The sequence below is a fragment of the Arthrobacter sp. Cza30 genome (assembly GCF_059090765.1).
Genome location: NZ_JBNHGA010000001.1, coordinates 107,912 through 131,626, shown reverse-complemented (window position 1 = coordinate 131,626; position 23,715 = coordinate 107,912). Strand labels below are relative to the sequence as shown.

Here is a 23,715-nt window from a genome sequence, read left to right as displayed (position 1 = left end):
GTGCCGAGCGCTTCGTCGAGCGCAATCGCGATGGGAACGGTACCAGTCATTCGCTGGCCCGTGCGGCAGCCATCACCCCGGCGTTTCACCCTGGCCTTCACCCGCGGCGCCGCTGCCCGCCGGCATCCGTGCAGCGCTCAGCGGGGAGCCGCGCGGCGGATGCCGGCCTGCAGGAGGAGGCGGGCGACCGCGGCGACGAGCAGCGCGACGGCCATCTGGCCGACGACCCGGCAGACGAGCGTCGCAAGCAGCACGGGCAGGACGAGGTGGTCGGTGGAGAAGACCGGGAGCGAGACGACGAAGAGCGCGGCGCCCACCGCGGTCGCGGCGATCAGGAGCCGCCAGAGCGGCACGCCGTCCCGCCGCCGATGCAGGATGACGTCGTACACGATCCCGGCCACGAGCATCGGCACGGCAGCGAGGAACCCGATCGGAGAGAGCACCGCCGTCAGCAGTCCCGTGATCCCCGCCGTGATGGTGGCCGTGCCGGGCAGTCCCGTGACCAGTCGCGCGAGGAGCGGCATCGCACTGTGAAGGGCCGCCACCAGAGCGTAGAGGGGCGGGGCGGATGCCGCGAGAACGGTCGTGACCGGAACGACGAGCGCGAACATCACCGTCTGCACCGCCGCGAACGACGCGGAGATCAGCAGTGCGCGCGTCGGCATCCGGCGATCAGTCATGGTCGGAGAGCAGATCACGGGCTACCGCGGCGGCGACCGCCTCCTCGCGGCTCGTCACGCCCAGCTTGCGGTACACGCTCTTGACCTGCGTCTTGACGGTGTTGAGCGACACACCGAGGTCTGCTGCGATCGTCTGCAGCGGATCGCCGGACGACAGCGCCCGCAGCACGACGAGTTCCCGATCGGTCAGCGGCGGCACGCCGACGGACTCGGGCAGCACGGACTCCGCTGTCTCGAAAGCCTGCGGCGAGTCCTCGCGCAGCATCGCGATCACGGCCCGCGCGTCGGCGGGCGGAAGCAGCGAGAGCGGCCACCGGAGGCCGCGGTCGCGCAGCAGAGCACTGAGCGCCTGCACCTCGTGACGAGCCGCGCCGGGGCCGCCGGTGCGGATCAGGGCCGCGGTCCTGAGTGCGCCCGCCGACGCCCGCAGCCGCGACGTGCTGGGCGCCACGCGGCTCTGCAGGATGCGCAGCGTGTCGCGCGGCCGGTTCTCGATCAGCGCGATCCGCGCGCGTTCGACGATGGTCTCGTAGCGGTCCTCGGGCGAGTCCTTGTCGAGGATCGCCTTGGCTGCGGTCGTGTTGCCGAGCCCCAGCTGCAGGAGGAGCCGGGGTCGGCTGAGCGACCGTCGCGCGCTGCTGGAGGTCCCCTCGCGTCCTCGCAGCTGCACCAGTGACTCCAGCTGCGCCACACCGAGCGCCGGCTGGCCGCGACGCAGGGAGACGAGCGCTTCGATCAAGGCCATCGTCAGCCAGTGCTCGCTCGTGGCACGGTGGTGCTCGAACGCCCGGACGTGCTCGGCGGCGCGCGAGGCATCCGATTCCTCGAGGGCGAGGATGGCCTCGGCGACGCGATAGAACGTCCCCTGGTAGCCGTCGAGATATCGCCTGCCCCAGCGGCCGCTGCGGATCAGCTCGACGTAGTGCCGCGCCTCGGGGATGTCACCGTTGATGGCGTGGATGCCGCTGAGCATCGCGAGGTTGCTGATCGCGTGCTCGTTCTCGCCGGTCGCGGCGAGCGCGGCCCCGAACGAGAAGCACTCGATGGCCGCACGGTGGTCGCCGCCGTAGTACAGCGAGATGCCCAGCTGTGCGGAGAGGAGCGGAATCTGCTCGGCGTAGCCCTCCTTCTCCTCCTCGGGCGTGTCGACCAGCAGCTTCAGCGCTCGGGTCGCGACCCCGGCGGCGCGATCGTGCATGCCGAGCAGACGGAGCGCGACGCTCTCGGCGACCCAGATGAAGATGCGGTCGATGCTGGACAGGTCGGAATCCCGGGCGTTGGCCGCGGAGACGGCGATACGGAAGAGCTGCAGTCCTCGTACCCGGCGCACCCGCACGGCGTTGTAGCAGACGGCGAGGAGCATGACCAGCAGCGGCTCCTGCTTGAGGGTGGAGATGGGGATGGCGCCGAGGACCGTGCGGACGGTGTGACCGTGGTTGAGCAGCTGGTACCACGACGCGATGACGACATCCCGGGCCAGTGCGAGATCGGCGTCGTCCCCGACGGCGATGCGAAGCGCCGCATCGGGCCGGCGGCGGCCCAGCGCCCACTTCGCGGTCGCGCGTCGCATGCGCGGAAGGTCGTCGGCGTAGGCGCGCTCGAGCTCGCGGCGGAGGAGGAGACGGGCGAACGGGGCGAACCGGAACACCGCTCCCCTCGCATCCGAGGACCAGGCGCCGAAGCCATAGTGCTCCGCGTCGTCCAGCACGCCGGCCACGTCGACGTCGGGATCCGCGGTGAGCTCCCGCGCCAACGCGACGTCGAGTTCGTCGGCGAAGCTCGCCTTGACGAGCGTCGCGATCACCGTCGGGTTGTAGCCCGACCGCGCCACCCGCATCCGCATGTACTCTTCGACGGCCTCTGCCGAGACCTCGAGCAGCGCTTCGGCGTCCCCGGCGACGCCGCGTTTGGCCATCGCGTGGATGAGCGCCGGGAATCCGCTCGTGAGCGCCCGGACCCGCCGCGCCGACTCGGCGTCTCCGCCCAGCGCGCGCTGGATCTCATCCTCGTCGAACATGAGCTCGGCCGGCCCGATGACGAGCCGGTCCAGCATCAGCGCCACGCCGTCGTCGTCGAGCACGGTGCGCCGGTTCGCCGCCGCGATCACGCGCACGTTCGGGACCGCCGCGACCGTCTCGCACAGCTGCACGAGAGCCTTGCGGGACAGGAGTGCGGCGTCGTCGACGATGATCACCAGGGAGTCGCGGAAGTCGGCCAGTGCCTCACGGACGCCGCGCCATCCCGCACGGGCGGCATCCGCGGACCGGACGTCGAGGCGCCGGAGGAGCTCGATGGCGAGTCGGTCGCTGTCGGCTCCGTCGGCACCCGCGGTCAGCCAGACCACGCGGTCGTCAGCGGTGCGCACCCAGTCGTGCAGCAGCACGGTCTTGCCGGCGCCGCATGCGCCGCGCACGAGCGTCAGAGGCGCTTTCTGGTCGAGCAGCGCGAACAGCCGCGGCCGGGAGATGACGTCGCCGGGCACCCGAGGCACTCCGACGTCGAGCCGCTGCACTGACCACACTTCGCGTTGCGTCCTTTTTCCGGCCCCAGTCACCGTCCATTGTGCCAGTCCGGCGGAGTGGTACAACCAATCCGGTCGGCGCGGCCCGTATGTCGCTCGGTTTTCGCGATTCTCGGTCGCCGCATCGCCGAGCCGGCGTCGAGGGCTCGTCTGCGCTCATAGGTCCAGCGAGCGCTGCAGTTTCCGGCGACAGCTACGGCTTGATGTGCAGCGCTCGCAGGAAACGGCAGCGCTCGGTGTGGGGGCGACCGGAACGCATCGTGCCCCGCCTCCGGAGAGGCGGGGCACGATGGCGGTGGGGTCGGTCAGCTCAGCGTGACGTCCGGCCGGCTGCCCTCTCGACGGCGGCGGGCCATGATCATGGCCGCGGCTCCGGCGAGGACGAGCAGCGCCGCGATGCCGGCGGCGGTCCAGACGATCGTGCCGCCGGTGATCGCCAGCGGCGGCGGCGCGGGCACGTCGTGCTGGGTGGCGCAGACACCGGCCGGGTCGCAGATCGCCCGCTCGTCCGCGCTCGTGACGGCGTTGACAAGCTCCGCCGGCCCGCCTGCGGTGACCCTCACCGAGTAGGTGATCGTGGCCGTCTGCCCGACCGCGAGGTCACCCCTCCAGGTGAGCGTGTCGCCGTCGCGGGTGACGTTCCCGGTGGTGGCAGTGGCATCGTCGTTCCAGGACGCCGCGGTCAGCACGCCAGACAGGTCGTCGGTGACGACAGCGTCGGCGACAGCGCCTTGGCCGCGCTGCGTGACCGTCAGCGTGTAGGTGATCGTGTCGCCGGTGTGCACCTCGGTGCCCGACGCCGGGTCCGCGCTCTTGGCGTAGACGTACCCGCCGGTCTTGTGCACGGTGCGGCAGTCTTCCGTGCCGTCGGCGGCGGTGACACACGAACCCGCCTCCGACGGGGACGTGACGACGTTGGCCAGCGTCGTGTTCCCGGCGCCCGTCACCGTCACCGAGTACGTGACCGTGACCTCGTCGCCGGGCGCCAGGTCACCGGCCCACGTCAGCGTCGACCCGTCCACGGCGGCCGCGCCGGCGGTCGCGGCGACGTCGTCGTTGTACGTGGCGTCATCCAGCACGTCCGACAGGTCGTCGGTGACGGATGCCGCGACACCGGCCGGGCCGACCTGGCTGACCGTGACCGTGTAGGTCACCGTGTCGCCGGCCTGCACGTCACTGTTGTGCACCGGGTCGGCCATCTTCGAGAACTCGAACCGGCCGGTCTGGTGCGTCGTGGTGCACTCCGGGTTGCCGTTGGCGGACGGCACACACTCACCGTTCTCCCCCGGCACCGCCACGTTGGTCAGCACCATGTCGCCCTCGCCCGTGACGGTCACCGTGTAGGTGATGGTGGCGACCGCCCCGACCGCGAGGTCGCCGGACCAGGCGAGCCCGGCTGCGGCGTCGTCGAACGAGGCCGTCCCGACGCTCGCGGTGACGGCGTCATCCCAGCTGGCGTCGTCCAGCACCTCGGAGAGGTCATCGTCGAACGACGCTCCGGTGACGGCACCCGGCCCCCGCTGCGCCACGGTGACCGTGTAGGTGATCGTGTCGCCCACGGCGACATCGCTTCCGGGTGCGGGGTTCGAGGTCTTCGACACGGTGTAGTCCCCGGTCTGGTGCGTCGTCGTGCAGGATGCCTCGTCGACGCAGCCGGCGCTGGTGACCACGTTCGTCAGCGTCATGTCGCCGTCGCCGGTGACCGTCACCGAGTAGGTGACCGTCACAACGGCGTCGACAGCGAGGTCGCCCGACCACGTCACCGTCGGCTCGGCGTAATCGGCCGCGCCGGCGCCGGCGTCGAGGTCGTCGTTCCACGTGGCGTCGTCCAGCACCGCCGTCAGGTCGTCAATGAGCGACGCGTCCTCGACGGCCGCCTCACCGACCTGCGACACCGTCACGGTGTACTCGATCGTGTCTCCGATCTGCACGTCGCTGCCCGAGGCCGGGTTCGACATCTTGACGGTCTCATAGCGGCCGGTCAGGTGCTCGGTGCGGCAGTCCGCCGCGGTCTCGCAGCCCGGGGACTGCACGACGTTGGCGATGGTGGTGTCACCGGCGGCGGTCACCGTCACCGAGTACGTCACGACGGCGACGTCGCCCGGTCCGAGGTTGCCCGTCCACGAGATGCGGCTCGTGGCCGGATCGAACGACGCCGTCCCGGCATCAGCCGCGAGGTCGTCGTTGAACGTGGCGTCGTCGAGCGCATCGGTCAGGTCGTCGTTGAAGAACTGCGCGACCACGCGGCCGAGACCCGACTGCGTCACGGTGACGGTGTAGGTGATCACGTCACCGACCTGCACGTCCGTGCCCGACACGGGATCGGACGTCTTCACCGTGGTGTAGCTCGCGGTGTAGTGCTCCGTCTCACAGGACTCCGGCGTGGCACAGCCATCGCTGGTGACGACGTTGTGCAGGTGCGTGTCGCCCTCTCCGGTGACGGTCACCGAGTACGTGATGGTCGCGACGGCGTCGACAGCGAGGTCAGCCGACCACGACAGGGTCTGCGTGACCGCGTCGAAACCGACGGTGCCCGTCGACGCGGCCAGGTCGTCGTTCCACGTGGCGTCGTCGAGGACGTCCGACAGGTCATCGACCAGCGACGCCCCCTCGTACGCGGCCTCACCGAGCTGCGTCACGGTGACCGTGTACTCGATGGTGTCGCCGACCTCGACGTTCGACCCGTCGACCGGGTCGGAGGACTTCACCACGCGGTAGTCCGCGACAGGGTGCTCGGTGGTGCACTCGCCGACACAGCCGGGGCTGGTCACCTCGTTGCCCAGCAGGTAATCACCGTCGGCAGCCAGCCCGGCGGAGTCCTTCACCGTCACCGAGTAGGTGACGGTCGCGGTGCCCCCGACAGGGACCGCGCCCGACCACGAGATGACATCGCCGTCCAGCGACACCGTGCCGATGTCCGCGGACAGGTCACCGTTGTAGACGGCGTCATCGGAGACATCCACCAGAGTGTCGGTGAACACCGCGTCCGCGGGCACCGATCCCTCCTGCGCGACCGTGATCGTGTAGGTGATGGTGTCGCCCGGCTTGACCGTCTCACCCGAGGCCGGGTCGGACGACTTCACCGTGGTGTAGTTGACCACCTCGACACCGGCCGGGTCGCACAGGATCGTCGGCGCCTCGGCGTCCGGCGGCGTGGCGGCCGTGCCGCACGCGTTGTTGATGACGGTGCCGCCACCGGTCATCGTCACGGTGTACTCGTGCACGTCCTCCTCGCCGCGGGCGAGCTCGTCCACCGTGAACGACCCCTCGGGGAAAAGGTCGTCGGTGATCTCAAGGTCGGTGATCGTGCCCTGCCCGATGTTCTCGACCACGATGCGGTACGTCACCTCGTCGCCGACGCGGAACGTCGGGTAGTCGGCGGGCGTGTTCGCGTCGTGCCACTCACCGTCGGCATCCTGCACGTACTTCTTCAGGTCCACCGCGTAGCAGTTCGCGATCTCGGTGACCGAGGACGACAGCATCGGCAGCGCGCTGTGCTCCGCCCACGACCCGGCCGTGTTCACCAGGATCTGGCCCGGCTTGTTGTCGTCCGCCGCCGGGTTCTCACAGCTCGAGCCGGCCGGCGTCTCGTACGCGATCCGGATCGTCTGCGTAGCACCGGGCGCCAGCGCCGGACCCAGCACACGAATCGCCGTCGGGCTCTCCGAAGCCGTCGTCGACCAGCCCACGGTGTTGCCGCTCACCGACCCCGGCGTGCCGCCGTTCGACGGGTCTCGCGGATCGGTGCTGAGCTCAGACAGCGGCGCGTCGGTGTAGTACACCGTCGAACCCGCCGGCGCGTCGACACCCGTCACCGTGTACGTGCCATCGATGTCCGTCCCCCGACCATCGCCGACGGCGGGGAGGATGTCGATGGTGTCGGTGAAGTCGCTCGCCTCCGGATCCTGCGAGTTGATGGTCAGCACCCACGCCGAAGTGTCGCCCTCGAACGACAGAACGTTGTCCACCGAGGACTTGCCGAACACCGTCGCCGACGCGCTCGGCACCGTGACCGTCGCGTACGCCGTCCGCCCCGGCGTGTGCGCCGGGCGATTGTCACCGGGCACGTTGATCACCGCGACGTTGGTCAGAGTCGTCCCGGGAGCGATGACACTGTCAGCCGGACGCTGCGCCTGGTAGCGGATGCTCTGGAAGACGTTCGCTGCAACATCGGTGAAACTCCAGGTCAGCGTCCGCCCGTCCGCGCTCACACTCGACGGGGCCGGCTGCCCGGAACCCGGCACGTAGACCATGCCGGCCGGCAGCGTGTCGACCACCTCGAAGGACACCGGCGGCGGGCCGGTCACCGTGTTCTGCGCCTGAGCGCGCAGTGTGTACGTCACCGGAACACCCGGCTCAGCCGTCGTACTCGAGACTGCCTTCTCCACGAGCCCCTGCGGACCCTGCAGCCGGAACGCGTCCCGGATGCCGTTCGCGTTCGGCCCGTACGTGCTACCGGGAATGACCGCACCGCCGGGGAGGGTGCTCAGGTTGACCCAGTTGTTGGAAGTCGGGTACCCAGGCCACGTGGCCGCGGCATCGGCCGGCGAGTTGAACGCGCCGACCGTCCACCCCTCACCGCTGGTCGGAGCATTCGGGTCGATGTACCCGAACGCGCGCACGAACGCAATGCCGTGCGGAGTGCGGACGCGGTCGACGGCCGGGTCCCATGTCATCTTCACCGCCGTCACGCCAGCGGGAAGGGGCATCAGGATGTCGCTTCCCACACGTGGATCGGTGAGCTCGTGCCCGGCCGGCGGAATCACCTCGACCCACTTGGCACTCGGAGCCGCGTCGCCACAGGTCTCGGTCTTCGTGTCGAGCGCTTGCGTGGTGTAGTAGAAACGCGCGGTGGTGAAGGGCAGGTATGCCCCCGGGCCTTCGTCCCAACCTCCACCATCGAACGATGTCGGCACGAACGCGGGAGTCTGCGTCATAGTGCAGATGCCGGCGAGCTGCGCACCGCCCGCCCCCTGGTACGTGTTCCACATGCTGCTGTTCGCCTGCATGTACAGCGGCAGTTCCTGCTGGTACGTGCCGTTCGCGATGGCTTCGTCCCAGTCGGCTTGGTCATCGATGCCAGGCTGCGGCAAAGGCACGTTCTGACTGGTCCCGGGGCTCACCCACAGGTTCGCGTCCCATGCCGCCCGAGAGTACGCCGGCGACCCGTGCCAGGCGTTGCTGAAGCCGCCCGGCGGAACGAGCGTGGTGTTGGACGCGTTGTTCGAAGCGTTTCCGTCCGCACGCACGGTGCCGTCGGTGAAGGTGAACGGCCCGGGCGCCGCGGCGAAGGCGATGTCCGTGACCTGCGTGACCGGCGACGGGATGCTGAACTGCACCGTGCCCGACGCGATGTACGCCCCATTCCCGCCCAGCAGCTGACCGAGGCTGTCGACGGTCGGTGTGTTCACAAGCGAGTAGTCGAGGTTCGAGAGAGAGACCTGATACGTCGTGCCTGACCCCGTCACCGAACACGTGGGGAAGTTCGTGCGATCGGTCTGCGCGGGATCAGAGTACGGCTGTCCGGTCGACCGCGCATTGGTGCCGATGGGGACACAGCCCTCCCACTGCAGACCGGCCAGGCCGTTGGGCACGTTGGTGCTGACCGTCACGGGGAACGAGTAGTTCGACGGCCCGGGGCGGCTTCCGGCGTCGAGGATGAGCGAGTAGTTCATAAGCACGAAGATGCGGTTGCCACCCGTGCGGCTTGGCTTCACGGTCCCCTGGTACGTGGCGCCGGGCACCGAGTCCAAAGAGAGATCCATGCCATAGGAGTAGGTGATCGGCAGCGGCCCGGGGTCGACCGGGCCGGCCACGGCGACGGCAGAGTCGGACGTCGCGGTACCCGACACGGTGAGGTTGCCGCCGGCGGTCGACGACGCCCGCAGCGGCGTCTGGATCACCGTGGCGGTGCCCTCGCGCACCGTGCCCAGGTTGCAGAGCAGGGTCGTGCCGTCGGGCGAGATCTCCGAGGCCGGGGTCACATCCCGGGTCTTGCAGACGGTGGGGATGCTGGTGAAGACACCATTGCCTGCCGTCAGCGTCGCCCGCACGTTGTCGACCGGCTCGTTCGAGTACGGGTCGTCGGCGTCGTTGGTGTTCACCCGCCACTCCGCCGTGACCGGCTGCCCGAACGGCGCTGAGGTCGGCGCCGGGTCGCCCGCCCATCTCGCGGTGATCTCGTGCACCGACACCGGCGCCGCGAACGCGACGGCCGGAACGAGCGCCGCCGTCAAACCGGTGACCGCTGTCACCACGCCGAGCTTCAGCATCCGTCGCCGTCCACCGGTCGCCGAGCGTGCGTGCGTGAACGTGCTGAACCAACCCGAACGGCTCAAGTTTCCCCCTCTTGCCATCGTTCGTGACCGAACACGAACAGGCACCCGCAAGGGTGCCCTCACCTGCCTATCAGGAAACCTTCAGGAGCGGTCGCGATTTCACCCGTCGCTTCACCCCTTGCCTCACCCGTCGCGAGGACGCCGCCCGCTCGCGATCAGCCACCACGACACCCCAGCGAGAGCAAGGACCGAGCCGGCACCGATGAGGACCGGCACCGACCACGCGAATCCGTCCGCGCCGTCCGGCGTCATGCCGGGCACGGCGGCGGGGGCGTGGGCTCCCGGGATGCCGTCGGCATCCGCCGCTCGTACGACGAGGTCGCCTGACGCGTCCCGGACCTCCGCCAGCGCCACCACCTGATAGGCGTCGCCGGCGTCGCGGGCGAACGTCACCTCGGCCTCGAAGTCCGCACCCTGCCCCGCGGGCAGCTCGACGCTCCAGGTGGCGGTGCCGCCCTCTACGCCGGTGTCGGCGGCGATGTCGGCGAACTCCGGCAGGCGGAGGTCGACCGAGCCGGCGAAATCCGCGCCGCCGGAGTTCTCCACGATCACGCGGTAGGTCGACGTGTCGCCGGGTGCCGCCTGGTCGACGCCGTTCGAGACGGTGACGGAGATCGCCGGCTGCCCCGAGTCGGCGACCGCTCCTGCCGGCGCTGTCACCAGCGCCGGCAGGGCGATCGCGAGGGCGAGAAGGCGCGTCATGCCGTCCGGCGGCTGCGGCGACGCAGGCCCATCCAGAGGAAGAGACCGCCCGCGACGAGCAGGCCCGCGACGACACCCATCAGCGAGAGAGCCAACGTGCCGCCGGTGATCGCCAGCGGTCGCTCCACCAGCGTCTGCACCTGGCAGCCGGCGACGTCCGATGCGACGCAGTTGCCGCCGATCTCGCCCGAGCTGAAGAGGACGTTGAGCATGCGGTTGTCGCCGCCCTGCTCGTTGACCTCGAAGCCGTAGGTGACGGAGGTCACCTCGCCGATCGCCAGCGGACCGGCCCACGACAGCTCCGGCGCCTCGTAGCGGGCTCCCCCGGTGGCGTCACCCAGGTACGTCGCGTCGTCGAGCACACCGCTGAAGTCGTCGACGAACAGCGCCGGCTCCTCCTCGGTGTACGCCACGAGCCCCGTGTTCCGGACCGTGATCGTGTAGGTCACGGTGTCGCCCGGCGCCACCTTGTCGCCCGCATCCGAGGTCTTGACGGTCTCGTACGACTGCACCAGCGTGCGGGTCGCGCAGGCCTCGTCCGTCGACGCGGTCGGATCGACCGCGCTTCCGATCGGGGCGTCCGGCGCCTGCGGCGGGATCGCGGTGCAGTTGCTCGGCACCTCCGGCGGCGTCGTCACGACGTTGTCGAGAATGCCGTCGCCGGTGCGCGGCGCGTTGATCGTGACCGAGTACTCGATCGAGACCGACTCGCCGACCGGCAGCGCTCCCTGCCACTGCAGTCGCGACCCGACGAGCGTCGCACCCTGGGTGGCGTCGTCGTTGTAGGTCGCGTCATCCAGCACGTCCACGAGCGAGTCCTCGATCTGAGCCGGACGGTCCGCCGTCCAGTCGACGCCGCCGTTGTTCGTCACGGTGATCGTGTACTCCACGACCTCACCGGCGAAGGCGGTCTGCTTCGACGAGGTCTTCTCGACCTCGACCGAGGGTCCGCCGAGGTCGACCTCGCACACGGGGTCCCCGCTTGTGGGCGAGCAGTTGCCGCCGGGCGTCGTGGAGCTGACCCGGTTGAACAGGATCTTGTCGGCCGTCTCCGGCGCGGGGCTCAGCACCGACACGGTGTAGGTGAAGGTGATCACCTCGCCGACCGCCAACGGGCTGGACCAGCTGAGGGTGCCGGCATCCGCATCCCACGCGACCTCGGCGGGGTCGCTGCCGGGCACCGACGAGGTGGCCGCCGCGTCGAGGTTGTACACCGCGTCGTCGAGGACGTCGGTGAGCGGGTCGTCCCAGACGACCGGCTCGTCGGCGGTGTAGGGCACCTGCCCGGTGTTCTCGAGGGTGATGGTGTACTCGACCACATCACCGGGGAAGAACTCGGTCCGGTCGGCCGACTTCTCGACGTGGTACGACTTCACCAGCGTCGTGGTGCCGCAGAGCGGGTCCTCGGAGTCCCGGCCGCAGTTCGACGGGATGTCGGGAGGCGTCACGATGCGGTTGTGCAGGGCGTGATCGCCGCGGTTCGGATTGGCGATCGTCACCTGGTAGGTGATCGTCGCCGTGGCTCCCGCGGCGAGCGGACCCTCCCAGTGCAGCGTGCTGGTCGCCACGGCGTAGCTCGCCTGACCCGCGCTGGCATCCAGCTGCAGGGACGCCTCGGTGACGGGATCGACGTCGTCGAGGACCCGCGCGAGGCTGTCGTCGAACGAGGCCGGGTCGTCGGCGGTGAAGTCCACCGCACCGGTGTTCTCGACGGTGACCGTGTACTCGATCACGTCGCCCGCGAGAGCGACCTCCTGGTCAACGGTCTTCTCGAAGTGCAGCGCCCGCACCGGCGTCTCCGTCGTGCAGTCAGGAGCGGCGGTGTCCGCACAGCCACCCTCGGGCGGCGTCACCACGGCGTTGCGGAGGATGCCGTCAGCCGGAGGCGTCGGCGTCTGCGCGGGGTCGAGCACGGTGACCGAATACGTGACGGTCCTGACGGCGCCGATCGGCAGCTCCCCGGCCCACGAGATGGCACCGTCCGCGACGGTCGCACCGCCAGTGAGCCCGGTCGGCCCGCTCGCGTCGTCGAGCACGCCCGACAGGTCGTCGGTGAACGTGGCGAGCGTGGGTGCCGCGTACGCCACCTGCCCGATGTTCTTCACGCGCACGGTGTAGGTGACGACGTCACCGGGACGGACCTCGCGGTGGCTGACGGTCTTCACGGTGTCGTATGCCCGGATCGGCGTGACCGTCTCGCAGTCGCCGCACTCGCCGCCTGGACTCGTCGGGGTGACGACGTTCTCGAGGAGGAAGTCCGCCCCGTCGGCCACGGGCGCGTCGACGGTCACGGTGTACCGGACGGTGACGACGCCGCCGACCGGCAGCTCGCCCTCCCAGCGCAGCTCTTCGTCCGCCGCGTGCCACGTCGGCGCGTTGTCGCTGCCGCCCTCGACTGAGAGGTCGAACGGCTCGCCGGCGACATCCAGCACGTCGGCGAGATCGTCGGCGAACGAGGCCGGGTCGTCATCGGTGTACGCGACGGCACCCGTGTTGGTGACGGTCACCGTGTACTGAACGTCGTCGCCCGGGGTCACGACCGCGGGGATCGACGACTTCTCGACGAGATAGCTGCGGACCGGGGTGTCGGTCGTGCACGCGCCCTCTTCGGCGCACTCGCCCGTCGAGCTCGTGACCGCGTTGACGAGGTGGTGGTCACCGGTGTCGGGGTCGTTCACGGTCAGCGTGTAGCGGATCGTGATCGTCTGGTCGACGTCGAGGGGCCCCTGCCACCGCAGCGCGCTGCCGTTCGCCGTCGCAGCGCCCCGATCGGGATCGATCGTGATGTCGCGGAGGTCGCCGGCATCGTCGAGCACGCCCGAGAGGTCGTCGACGATGTCGGCCGGCGCCGCGTCGGTGTACGCCACCGCGCCGGTGTTGGCCACGGTGATCGTGTAGGTGACATCGTCACCCTCGGCCAGCGAGGTCGCGTCGACCTGCTTGTCGTAGGTGAACGACCGGATCGGCACCTCGGTGGTGCAGCTGTCGGCATCGACGCAGTCACCCCCAGGGCCGACGGGGTCCACGTCGTTGACGAGGATGTCGTCGTCGGTGTCGCCGTTCGCGATGACGGTGTAGCGGATGACCGCCTCACCGGCGACCGGCAGCGCTCCCGACCACGAGAGGGTGTCCACGCCGTCGAAGATCGCGCCGCCCTGCAGCACGGCGCCCCAGTCGGCGTCGCGCAGCACGTCGGTCAGGTCGTCGGTGAAACCGGCCGGGTCGCCGGTGGTGTAGTCGACGGCGCCGGTGTTGCGCACCCGCACGGTGTACACGACCGTGTCGCCGATCTCGGCGACCTCGGGCGCGACGGTCTTCTCGACCGTGAACTCGCGCACGAGCACCGTGACGTCGCAGTCGCCGTCGGTCGACATCGTCGTGCAGTTCCCGCCGCGTCCGGGCGGGGTCTCCACGCGGTTGTCCATGCGGTGGTCGCCGGTGTCGGGGTCGTCGACGTCGACCGTGTAGACGAACGTGACGGTCTGGTCGACGGCCAGCGGCCCTGCCCCGACGAGCACGCCGTTCTCGAACGTCACCTGCCAGCCCGCCGGCTGCGAGACCAGCACGGGGTTGCCGGCGTCGCCGAGCGTGTCGGTGAGGTCGTCCCGGATCTCCGCAGCGTTCTCGTCGCCGATCGTGGTGCCGGTGTAGTCCTCCGAGCCGGTGTTGGTCACCGTGATCGTGTACGTCAGGTCCTGCTGGCCGGGCTCCACGACGGTGTCGTTCACCGACTTGACGACCTGGTACGAGCGCGTCGGCAGCTCCACCCAGCAGCGCGGGTCGGCCTGATCGATGTCGGTGGCCGGGTCGCAGTTGCCGCCGGGGCTGTCGGTGCTCGCGCGGTTGACGAGCCGGTCGGGCGGTGTCGCTGCCGTCGTGATGGCGACGCTGTAGGTGATCGTCACCGGGTCGCCGCCGACAGGGAGGTCGCCCGTCCAGCGGATCGTCTCGGATGCCGGATCCCACGTCGCCGTTCCGGCAGATGCGGTGACCGCGCCGTCGAAGGCGGCGTTCTCGAGCACGTCGCCGATCGGGTCCGAGACCTGGGCCTGCGGCTCGCCGGCTCCTGCCGGGTACGGGACGTTTCCGGTGTTGCGCACCGTGATCGTGTACTGCACCGTGTCGCCCACCTCGACCACGTCGGTGTCGGCGACCTTGACGAGCTCGTAGGACTGCACCGGCGTCTCGGTGACGCACAGCGGGTCGGCCGAGCCGGTGTCGCAGTTGGCGAGCCCGGTCGGGGTGGTGATCCGGTTGGCGAGCAGGTGGTCGCCGCGGTCGGGGTTGTCCACCCGCACGTCGTACTCGATCGTGACGGTGCCGCCGACCGCCAGCGGGCCGCTCCAGTCCAGGATCGAACCGCGGTAGGTGAGCTCGCCCGCCGTCCAGGTCACGCTTCCGTCGACGATCTGCCCGTCGTCGTCGATCGTCGCCGCGAGCTCGCCGTCGTCGACGATGCCGGCGAAGGAGTCGCGGAAGGATGCCGGGAACGCGTCGGTGAACGGCACGCCGCCGGTGTTGGTGACGACGATCTCGTAGTGCACGGTGCCGCCGGGGTTGACGTACGCCGGCTCCGCGGACTTCGCGACATGGAACTGCGCGATCGGCGTGGAGGTGTCGCACAGTCCTTCACCCGCACAGCTGCCGCCGGCCCCCGTCGGCGTGACGGTGTTGTTCAGCACCATGCTGTCGAGGTTCGGCGCCTGCTTGACCGCCACCGAGTACGAGAACGTCCGGACCTGGCCGACGGCGAGCGTCCCCGCCCAGGTCAGATGCCCGTTCGCGAACGCGGCACCGCCGGTGGCGCTGCCCTCGACGAAGTCGGCGTCGTCGAGGACGTCCGCGAGGTCGTCGTCGAAGGATGCCGGGTTCTCGGCGGTGTACGCCACCTCTCCGGTGTTGCGCACGGTGATCGTGTACGAGACGACATCGCCGCGCACGACAGGCGTCTCAGCCGTGGACTTCTCGACGGTGTACGACTGCACCAGCACGGTGGCGTCGCAGGCGGGATCGGTGGAGTCCTCGGCGCAGTTGCTGCCCGGGGTGTCGGACACGATCGTGTTCACGAGCCGGTCGTCGCGGATGTCCTCGTCCACTCCGGCGGGCTTGATCTGCACCTGGAAGCTGAACGACGTCGCGGCGCCCACGGCGAGCGGTCCGCTCCACGTCACGCCGACAGCCGGGTCGAAGGTGACACCGGGCGACGACGTGCCGAGCCACGTGGCATCCTTCAGCACGTCGGTGAGCGGGTCGGTCACCGACGCCGTCGCGAACCCGTCCTCGCCGTAGGCGACCTGTCCGGTGTTGACGACGTCGACGGTGTAGGTGACGGTGCCACCCGGGGTCACCGTGCCCGGCGCCGCCGACTTGGTGAAGCGGATGCCGGGCACCGGGTGATCGGTGGAGCACACGTCGCACTCGATGTCGGTGCCGGGGGTCACGACGTTGCGCAGGCGGTGGTCGCCCACCTCGTCGTAGGCCTTCACGGTCACCGCGTACGTGATGGTGATGGTCTCGCCCGGGAAGATCCGGTCGGCCGACCACCGCAGCGCGTTCCCGTCGAGGACCGCGGTGCCCGGCTCGCCGTCCGCGGCCGAGGACGTCACGGTGATGCTGTCCTCGTCGATCACGGCGTCGTCGAGGACGCCGGAGAGGTCGTCCACGAAGCTCGGCGAGAGGAACGGCGCCGGGCTGTCCTCAGGCTCGGAGATCGTCACGGTGTACGTGATGCGGTCGCCCGCGAGCGCGGGCGTGCCGGTGGCGGGATCGGCCGTCTTGGTCACGCTGGGCGGCAGCGGCACGACGATGCCCGCGGGGTCGCTTCCCGTCAGCGCTTCGCCGACGGGCGGCGTCACGTTGACGAACGCCTCGTTGACGGTGGTGCCGAGCGCTGCAGGACCGGCCGTGCACTCACGGCTCTCGGAGGCCCCGGCCGCGAGGCTCGCGACCGTGAAGGCGCACTGGGGGAACATCGGGTCGGTCACCGCGACGTTCGTGAGGGTGCCGGTGCCGCGGTTGGTCACGACGATGCGGTAGGGCACCGAGTCGCCGCGCGCGTATTGCGGGGAGTCGCTGAGATCCTGGGCGTCGTGCCAGGCATCGGGGTCGCTGCGGTCGCCGCCCTTCTCGAGGACGTACTTCTTGATCTCGATCTGATTGCAGTCCGCGATCGTGGTGGTCGCCGACGACTTCATCGGCAGGCCGGTGTGGGCGGCGATGCTGGTGGCGGCGTTGACGATGACCTGGCCGGGCTTGTTGTCGCCGGCCGCGGGCGCGGCGCACTCGGTGCTCGTGGGCGCCGCGGTGGTGAAGTGCACGTCGAAGGACTGCTGCGCACCCGGCGCGAGCGCCGGTCCGATGACACGGATCGCCGTGGCGTTCGCGGGGATGGCGGCGTTCGTGCCGCTCAGAGCGACAGCGGTCCAGCCGACGGTGTTGCCCGCGATCGCGCCGGGGTTGGTGCCGTTGGACTTGGTGCGGGGATCATCGCTGAGCGTCGTGGGGTCGGCCGTCGTGTAGAAGACGCGCCAGGTGTTCGCCGGCACGGCGACGCGGGTGACCTCGTAGCCGCCGTCGATGTTGGTGCCGTTCTCGTCGCCCTTGTACGGCAGGATGTCGATCGTGTCGGTGTAGGCGTTCGAGGACGGGTCGAGCGAGTTGAGCGTCATGCGCCAGAACGAGCTTCCGCCCGCGTAGGGCACGAACGTCGCGGCCGAACTCTTGCCGAAGGACGTCGTGCCGTTGTTCGGCACGACGACGGATGCCGAGGCCTGTCTCAGAGCCGCCTCCCGGTTGTCACCGGGGACGCGGACCTCCGCGGTGTTGGTCAGGGTCGTGCCCGGAGCGACGGTGGAGTTCGCCGGCAGCATCGCCTGGTAGGTGATGACCCGCTGCGTATTGGCGGGCGAGTTCGTCATGGCGAACGTGAGCTGCTGCCTGCCGCTGACCGTCGTGGAGGAGGGGGTGACCGCGGTGCCGTCGATGCGTGCCGAGCCGGCGATGTACTGCATCCCGGCGGGGAGCAGATCGACGACGGTCAGGTTGCTGTTGGTCGGCGGCGTGGTCGTGCTGTTGGTCGCCGCCCGCACCGTATAGGTGACGGGCTGACCGGGGCCCGCGGTCTGCGGGCTCGCCGACTTCGAGATCGTGCCGGTGTTGCCGATGATGCGGAAGACGTCTCGGTATCCGTTGGTGCCGCCCGCAGCGCCGGTGTACGGGCTCCAGGGGGTAGCCGCGTTGACGCCGCCTACGGCGCTGTTGTTGTACCAGGTGTTCGCTGCCGCCGTGACGGTGTTGGGCCGGTTGAACGACCCGACGGTCCAGCCCTCCTCCGCGATGTTGTTCGGCGCCCCGGCCACCCAGGGGGTGGCATTCGCCTTGATGTAGCCGAAGCCGCGCACGAAGACCATGAACGGCTTGTCGACCGCGGGGTTCCACGTCACCTTCAAAGCGGTGACGTTCGCGGGCAGCTGCACGACGCTCGTCCCCGTGACGCGCGGGTCGCCGACGGTGACGCCGCCGGCCGGCGTCGCGGCCACCCAGGTCACGGCCGTCGAGTCGCAGGTGAACGTTCGTGTGTCGATGTTGGCGGTGGTGTACCAATAGCGCAGGCTCGGGACCTGCAGATACCCGCCGCGAGCGGGATCCCACCCGCCGCCGTCCATGTAGCGGTAGACGAAGTTGTTGCTCTCCGGCGGGGGCGCGTTCGTCGCCGTCTGATTCATCGTGCAGACGCCGGCGATGTTGCCGGCGTTCGGGCCACGGTAGTCGTTCCACGCGTAGCTGTTGGCCTGCGAATACAACGGGAGGGGCTGACCCGCCGCTTGACCGGTCGGGCTGGGCAGGGTCCACGTCGAGCCGGTACCCGGCGCGACGAACAGCTGGTCGTCCCATGCGGAGCGCGAGGACGCCGGAGTGCCGGCCCAGTGGTTGCTGAAGTCGCCGGGCACGTACAGCGTGATCGCGTCGGCGTTGTTGGCCGTCGGGTCGGCTGTCTGCTGCGTGGTGCCCGGGTAGGTCCATGCCGGAGCGGCGGCGGTGAAGTTGAACGTCTGGTTGAACGTGGCCGGCGAGGGGTGCGACAGCATGAGAGCACCCGACGCGATGTAGTTCTTGCCTGCGGGAAGGTTTTGACCCTTGGAGTCCTTCACCGGAACGCGGGTGAGGCTGTAGTCGATGTTGGTCAACGTGACGCGGTACTGCGTGGCGTTGAGCTTCGTGATCGTGCAGCCGCCCGGGAAGGCCGCGCGATCGGGGCGGTTCGCCGCCGAGAACGGGATGCCTGCCGCGATCTCGCCGTTGACGGGGCGGCACTCCTCGGGCGTGATGAGGTTGGGGTTGGCGTTCGGAGTGGAGCTGGAGACGTTCAGCACGAAGGAGTAGTTCGCCGGGCCCGGGCGGCTGCCGACGTTCGCGGCGATCGCCCAGTCGACGATCATGTACTGGCGCTCGACGTTGCCTTCGAAGTAGCGGGAGCGCTGCCCGCCCTCGGCGGGGTTGCTCGACGGCGTCGAGATGACGAGGTCCATGCCGTAGTTGTAGGTCACCGGCACGGGGGGCAGCGTGGCCACGGCGGACGGGGCGGCCGCCTGGTCGGACGACACCGAGCCCGAGGCCGAGAGCGGCTGGCCGTTCGTGCTGGTGGCACGGATCGGCGTCTGCAGCACGGTGGCGGTGCCGGCCTTGACGGTGCCGACGTTGCACACCAGAGTGACGCCGTCTGCGGAGATGGAGGAGGCCGGCGTGACCCCGGTCGTCCGGCACACGCTCGGCAGGTTCGCGAACTTTCCGTTCGCCGCCGTAAGGGTGGCCGTGACGTTCGTCACATCCTGGTTCGACTCGGGCTGCTCGGCGTCGTTGGTGTTGATGTGCCACTCGGCGATGACCGGGTTGCCGTACATCACGCTGGTCGGCGCCGGGGCCGCCCAGTTCGCGGTGATCTCGTGGGCCGCCACGATGGCGGCGCTGGCCGCCGTGGCGCCCGAGATCACCATCAGCGCCGCGGCGAGGCTGGCCACTGCCGCCTTGGCCGTCCGCCGGATGCTCCGTCGCTGTGTGTGCTCACCGAAAATCGCGCGCCGGCGACCGCTCATGTCACTCCCCCGAATGCGCGATGACGCTGGGTCGTCATCACGTGTCACTCGGCCGCATCCGGTCAGATCGGATTACGGCCTCCAGGCGGGAGGCTATCGCGAATGAGAATCCGCTGAGCGAATTTTCACCCCTCGCTTCACCCGCGCCGGGGGCCGACCCGGCGGCATCCCGAGCGCGCCACATCCCTGCGACCGCTGCAGTTCCGACTGCAGCGATCGCCGGTAAGTGCAGCGCTCGTGCGCGAGGCGCGAGGAACGTGCCGCGCGATCGTTCGCGCCCGGCTACGCGTCGTCGTCGGAACGGCCTGCGTCACCGGCGGGCGGAAGCGGGTGACGCGGGCGCCACACCACCAGCTCGGTCGCGCGGCGCACGCGCGTGCCGCTGCGCAGCGTCACCACCGACCCGGTCGATCCGGCGGCGAAGACGCGCGCGCCGGGGCGCCGCTCCAGCTCGACCCGCACCCGCTCCTCGAGGTCGCGGACGCGACCGTGCAGCTCGCGCACCCGGTCCTCGAGTTCGAGGATGCGCGCGATCGCAGGAAGCCCGATGCCGTCGGCCGACATCCGCGCCACCTCGCGGAGCTGCTGCACATGCCGCAGCGAGTAGCGCCGGGACCCGCCCTGTGTGCGCGCGGGCACGACGAGCCCGAGCCGGTCGTACTGGCGCAGCGTCTGGGGGTGCATGCCGGAGAGCTCGGCGGCGACGGCGATCGCGAAGATCGGCGCGTCCTCGTCGATCTGGTGCTCCTCTGCCATGTCAGTCACCCCCTTGCCTACTCTCGTCTATCGCATGTCGTCCGGGTCGCGGACTCTCTCGCTCAGCGAGCGCATCGTCTCAGCCGCGCGCCTTGGCCATGAGGTCGGCACGCGGGTTCTCCTTGGGTTCGAGCTCGTGGAAGCGCTCGAGCGCCTCACGCGCCGCACCGTCGAGATGCGATGGCACGACCACCTGCACCTCGGCGAGGAGGTCACCGGTGCCCTTCGCCGTCGACACGCCGCGCCCCTTCACCCGCAGCACGCGACCGGACGGCGTGCCCGGCGCCACGCGCAGCTTGACCGGTTCACCGCCCAGCGTGGGCACTTCGATGGTGGCGCCCAGGGCAGCCTCGGTGAAGGTCACCGGGACGGTCACACGAAGGTTCAGCCCGTCGCGGGTGAAGACCGGATGCGGCCGCACGGTGACCAGGACGACGATGTCGCCGTTCTCGCCGCCGTCCGGCGACGGACGACCCCGGCCGCGCAGACGGATCCGCTGCCCGTCGGCGACGCCGGCGGGGATCTTCACCTTGAAGGGCTTGCCGTCCTCGCCCTGAAGCGTGATGGTCTCGCCTTTGGTCGCGGTGACGAAGTCGATCGTCGTGCGGGCGGTGACGTCGGCGCCCCGTGTCGGTCCGCCGAAGCCGCGATAGCCGCCGCTGGTCTGCCCGAACCGGCCGCTGCCGAAGCCGCCGCCCTGCTGATTGAACATCGCGAAGATGTCGTCGAAGTCCTGCGCCTGCGTGCGGGTGCCGCGACCCTGGCCGAACATGCTGAACACGTCCTCGAAGCCGCCGGCGCCCTGGCCGCCCGCGGTGAAGCGGGCGCCGGACCCCATCGCACGGATCTGGTCGTACTCCTGCCGCTGCTCCGGGTCGGAGAGCACCGAGTAGGCCTCGCTGATCTCCTTGAACTTCGCCTCCGCGGCGGCATCCCCCGGGTTGGAGTCCGGGTGGTACTTCCGGGCGAGCTTGCGGTAGGTCTTCTTCAGGTCCGCATCGGTGACGTCCTTCGAGACGCCGAGCACCGCGTAGAAGTCCTTGTCGAACCAGTCCTGACTGGCCATGGATCTCCTTCGGTGCTACTCGGTCGGCACGGCGACGACGACCTTCGCAGGGCGCAGTTCGACGGTGCCGAGCCGGTACCCGATCTCGACGACCTCGAGGATCGTCGGCTCGGTCGTGCCCGGCGTCGGCGCCTGAAAGATCGCCTCGTGCTGCTGGGGATCGAAGACCTCGCCGGCCTCCCCGTACGTCACCAGGCCGATGCGCTCGGCGAGCGTGCGCAGCTTCTCGGCGATCGCGGCGAAGGGCGAGCCGTCGACGAGGTCGCCGTGCTTGGCGGCGCGGTCGAGGTCGTCGAGCACGGGCAGCAGACCCTTCGCCACGGCGCCCTGGGCGCGCTGGACCTCGATCTCGCGCTGCTCCTCGGTGCGGCGCCGATAGTTGGCGTACTCGGCCTGCAGCCGCTTGAGGTCGTCGAGGAGCTGCGACTCCAGCGCCTCCACGCGGTCGGCGGCGGTGTCGGCGTCGGCGGCCTCGGCCGTCTGCGACGCACCCAGGATGTCGTCCACCGTGAGCTCGTCGGCCTCGCCGGCGGCATCCTGTCCTTCCTGCGGGGCGGGGTCGGAGGCGTTCGCCTCCGACCCCTCCTGAGCAGGCCGGACCTCGTCAGCGCCGCGGGAGTCCTCGGGCTCGGGAACGGAGCTGTGGTCCTTGTCAGCCATGATTACTTCTTCTCGTCCTCGTCTTCGACGACCTCGGCGTCCACGACGTCCTCATCGGAGTCCGCCGAACCCGTGTCGCCTGCGGGCTGCTCGCTCGGGGCATCCGTCGACTGCGACGCCTGGCCGGCGGCGTAGATCGCCTCGCCCAGCTTCGTCTGGCTCTGGCTGAGCTTGTCGAAGGCGTTTTTGACCGCCTCGTCGTCGTCACCGGCCAGCGCGGCCTTCAGCGCGTCGACGTCGCCCTGCACGCTCTCCTTGACGTCGGCGGGCAGCTTGTCGTCGTTGTCCTTGATGAGCTTCTCGATCGAGTACGCGAGCGTCTCGGCCTGGTTGCGCACCTCGGCGGCCTCGCGGCGCTTCTTGTCCTCGGCGGCGTGCTCCTCGGCCTCGCGCACCATGCGCTCGATGTCCTCCTTCGGCAGCGACGAACCGCCGGTGATGGTCATCGACTGCTCCTTGCCGGTGCCCTTGTCCTTCGCCGACACGTGGACGATGCCGTTGGCGTCGATGTCGAACGTGACCTCGATCTGCGGGATGCCGCGCGGAGCCGGGGCGATGCCGGTCAGCTCGAACGTGCCCAGCGGCTTGTTGTCGCGGGTGAACTCGCGCTCGCCCTGGAAGACCTGGATCGCGACCGACGGCTGGTTGTCGTCGGCGGTCGTGAACGTCTCGCTGCGCTTGGTGGGGATGGCGGTGTTGCGTTCGATGAGCTTCGTCATGATGCCGCCCTTGGTCTCGATGCCCAGGCTCAGCGGCGTGACGTCGATCAGCAGCACGTCCTTGCGCTCGCCCTTGAGGACACCGGCCTGCAGGGCGGCGCCGACGGCGACGACCTCGTCCGGGTTCACGCCCTTGTTGGGCTCCTTCCCGGCCTCGCGCTGGACGAGCTCCGACACGGCGGGCATACGGGTCGAGCCGCCCACGAGCACCACGTGGTCGATGTCGCTGACCTTGATGCCGGCCTCGCGGATGACGTCCTCGAACGGCTTCTTGGTGCGGTCGAGCAGGTCCTTAGTGAGGTCCTCGAACTTCGCCCGCGAGATCGTCTCGGACAGCGACACCGGTCCGGACTCCGTCAGCGACAGGTACGGCAGGTTCACCGAGGTGCTCGTCGAGGACGAGAGCTCCTTCTTCGCCTGCTCCGCGGCCTCCTTGAGACGCTGCAGCGCGATCTTGTCGTTCGAGACGTCGACGCCCGTGGTGTCCTTGAACTGCTTGATCAGGTAGTCCACCAGGCGCTGGTCCCAGTCGTCGCCACCGAGGCGGTTGTCACCGGCCGTCGCGCGGACCTGGATCGTGGAGAAGTCGTCGTCCTTGCCCACTTCGAGCAGCGACACGTCGAACGTTCCGCCACCGAGGTCGAAGACGAGGATGAGCTCGTCCTCCTTGCCCTTGTCCAGGCCGTACGCCAGCGCGGCGGCGGTGGGCTCGTTGATGATGCGGAGGACGTTCAGGCCCGCGATCTCGCCGGCCTCCTTGGTGGCCTGACGCTCGGCGTCGTTGAAGTAGGCGGGGACGGTGATGACGGCATCCGTCACGGTGTCGCCCAGGTACTGCTCGGCGTCGCGCTTGAGCTTCTGCAGGATGCGCGCGGAGATCTCCTGCGGCGTCCACTTCTTGCCGTCGACGCCGAAGGTCCAGTCGGTGCCCATGTGGCGCTTGACCGACGAGACGGTGCGGTCGACGTTCGTGACGGCCTGGCGCTTGGCGGTCTCGCCGACCAGCACCTCGCCGTCCTTGGTGAAGGCGACGACCGAGGGGGTCGTGCGGAACCCTTCGGCGTTCGCGATGACCTTCGGCTCGCCGCCCTCGAGGACGCTCACGACCGAGTTCGTCGTACCGAGGTCGATTCCAACAGCACGTGCCATGTGTTCTCTCCTTCGTGTGGGCCGAGGCGGCT

The 23,715-nt window shown here is 69.8% G+C and carries 9 protein-coding genes; all 9 read right to left on the bottom strand.

The window, feature by feature from the left end; all coding sequences use genetic code 11:
* Positions 1-137: 137 nt before the first annotated feature.
* On the bottom strand, positions 138-680 hold the full coding sequence (locus AC5RVZ_RS00515; RefSeq protein ID WP_494063830.1) for a hypothetical protein: 543 nt from the start codon (positions 678-680) through the stop codon (positions 138-140).
* Positions 673-3,192, bottom strand: coding sequence for a LuxR C-terminal-related transcriptional regulator (locus tag AC5RVZ_RS00510; RefSeq protein WP_494063829.1), 2,520 nt, complete (start codon positions 3,190-3,192; stop codon positions 673-675). Before AC5RVZ_RS00510 ends, AC5RVZ_RS00515 begins: the two co-directional genes overlap by 8 nt.
* A gap of 314 nt (positions 3,193-3,506) precedes the next feature.
* The gene (locus AC5RVZ_RS00505) at positions 3,507-9,539 is read right to left on the bottom strand and encodes a DUF7927 domain-containing protein (RefSeq protein WP_494063828.1); all 6,033 of its coding nucleotides are present in this window, start codon (positions 9,537-9,539) and stop codon (positions 3,507-3,509) included.
* Positions 9,540-9,662: 123 nt separating this feature from the next.
* Complete coding sequence (locus AC5RVZ_RS00500) at positions 9,663-10,241, bottom strand: hypothetical protein (RefSeq protein ID WP_494063827.1); 579 nt, start codon at positions 10,239-10,241, stop codon at positions 9,663-9,665.
* Positions 10,238-19,333 (bottom strand): DUF7927 domain-containing protein, encoded by a 9,096-nt coding sequence (locus tag AC5RVZ_RS00495; RefSeq protein ID WP_494063826.1) that lies wholly within the window; start codon positions 19,331-19,333, stop codon positions 10,238-10,240. Before AC5RVZ_RS00495 ends, AC5RVZ_RS00500 begins: the two co-directional genes overlap by 4 nt.
* Positions 19,334-19,615: 282 nt before the next feature.
* On the bottom strand, positions 19,616-20,089 hold the full coding sequence (locus tag AC5RVZ_RS00490; protein ID WP_494064697.1) for a heat shock protein transcriptional repressor HspR: 474 nt from the start codon (positions 20,087-20,089) through the stop codon (positions 19,616-19,618).
* A 79-nt stretch (positions 20,090-20,168) separates the two neighbouring features.
* Positions 20,169-21,155, bottom strand: a complete 987-nt coding sequence (locus AC5RVZ_RS00485) for a DnaJ C-terminal domain-containing protein (protein WP_494063825.1) — start codon at positions 21,153-21,155, stop codon at positions 20,169-20,171.
* A 15-nt stretch (positions 21,156-21,170) separates the two neighbouring features.
* The gene (locus AC5RVZ_RS00480) at positions 21,171-21,815 is read right to left on the bottom strand and encodes a nucleotide exchange factor GrpE (protein WP_494063824.1); all 645 of its coding nucleotides are present in this window, start codon (positions 21,813-21,815) and stop codon (positions 21,171-21,173) included.
* Positions 21,816-21,817: 2 nt separating this feature from the next.
* Positions 21,818-23,683 carry a molecular chaperone DnaK gene (gene dnaK, locus AC5RVZ_RS00475; protein ID WP_494063823.1) on the bottom strand — a complete coding sequence of 622 codons (1,866 nt, stop codon included), beginning with the start codon at positions 23,681-23,683 and terminating at the stop codon, positions 21,818-21,820.
* Positions 23,684-23,715 lie beyond the last annotated feature (32 nt).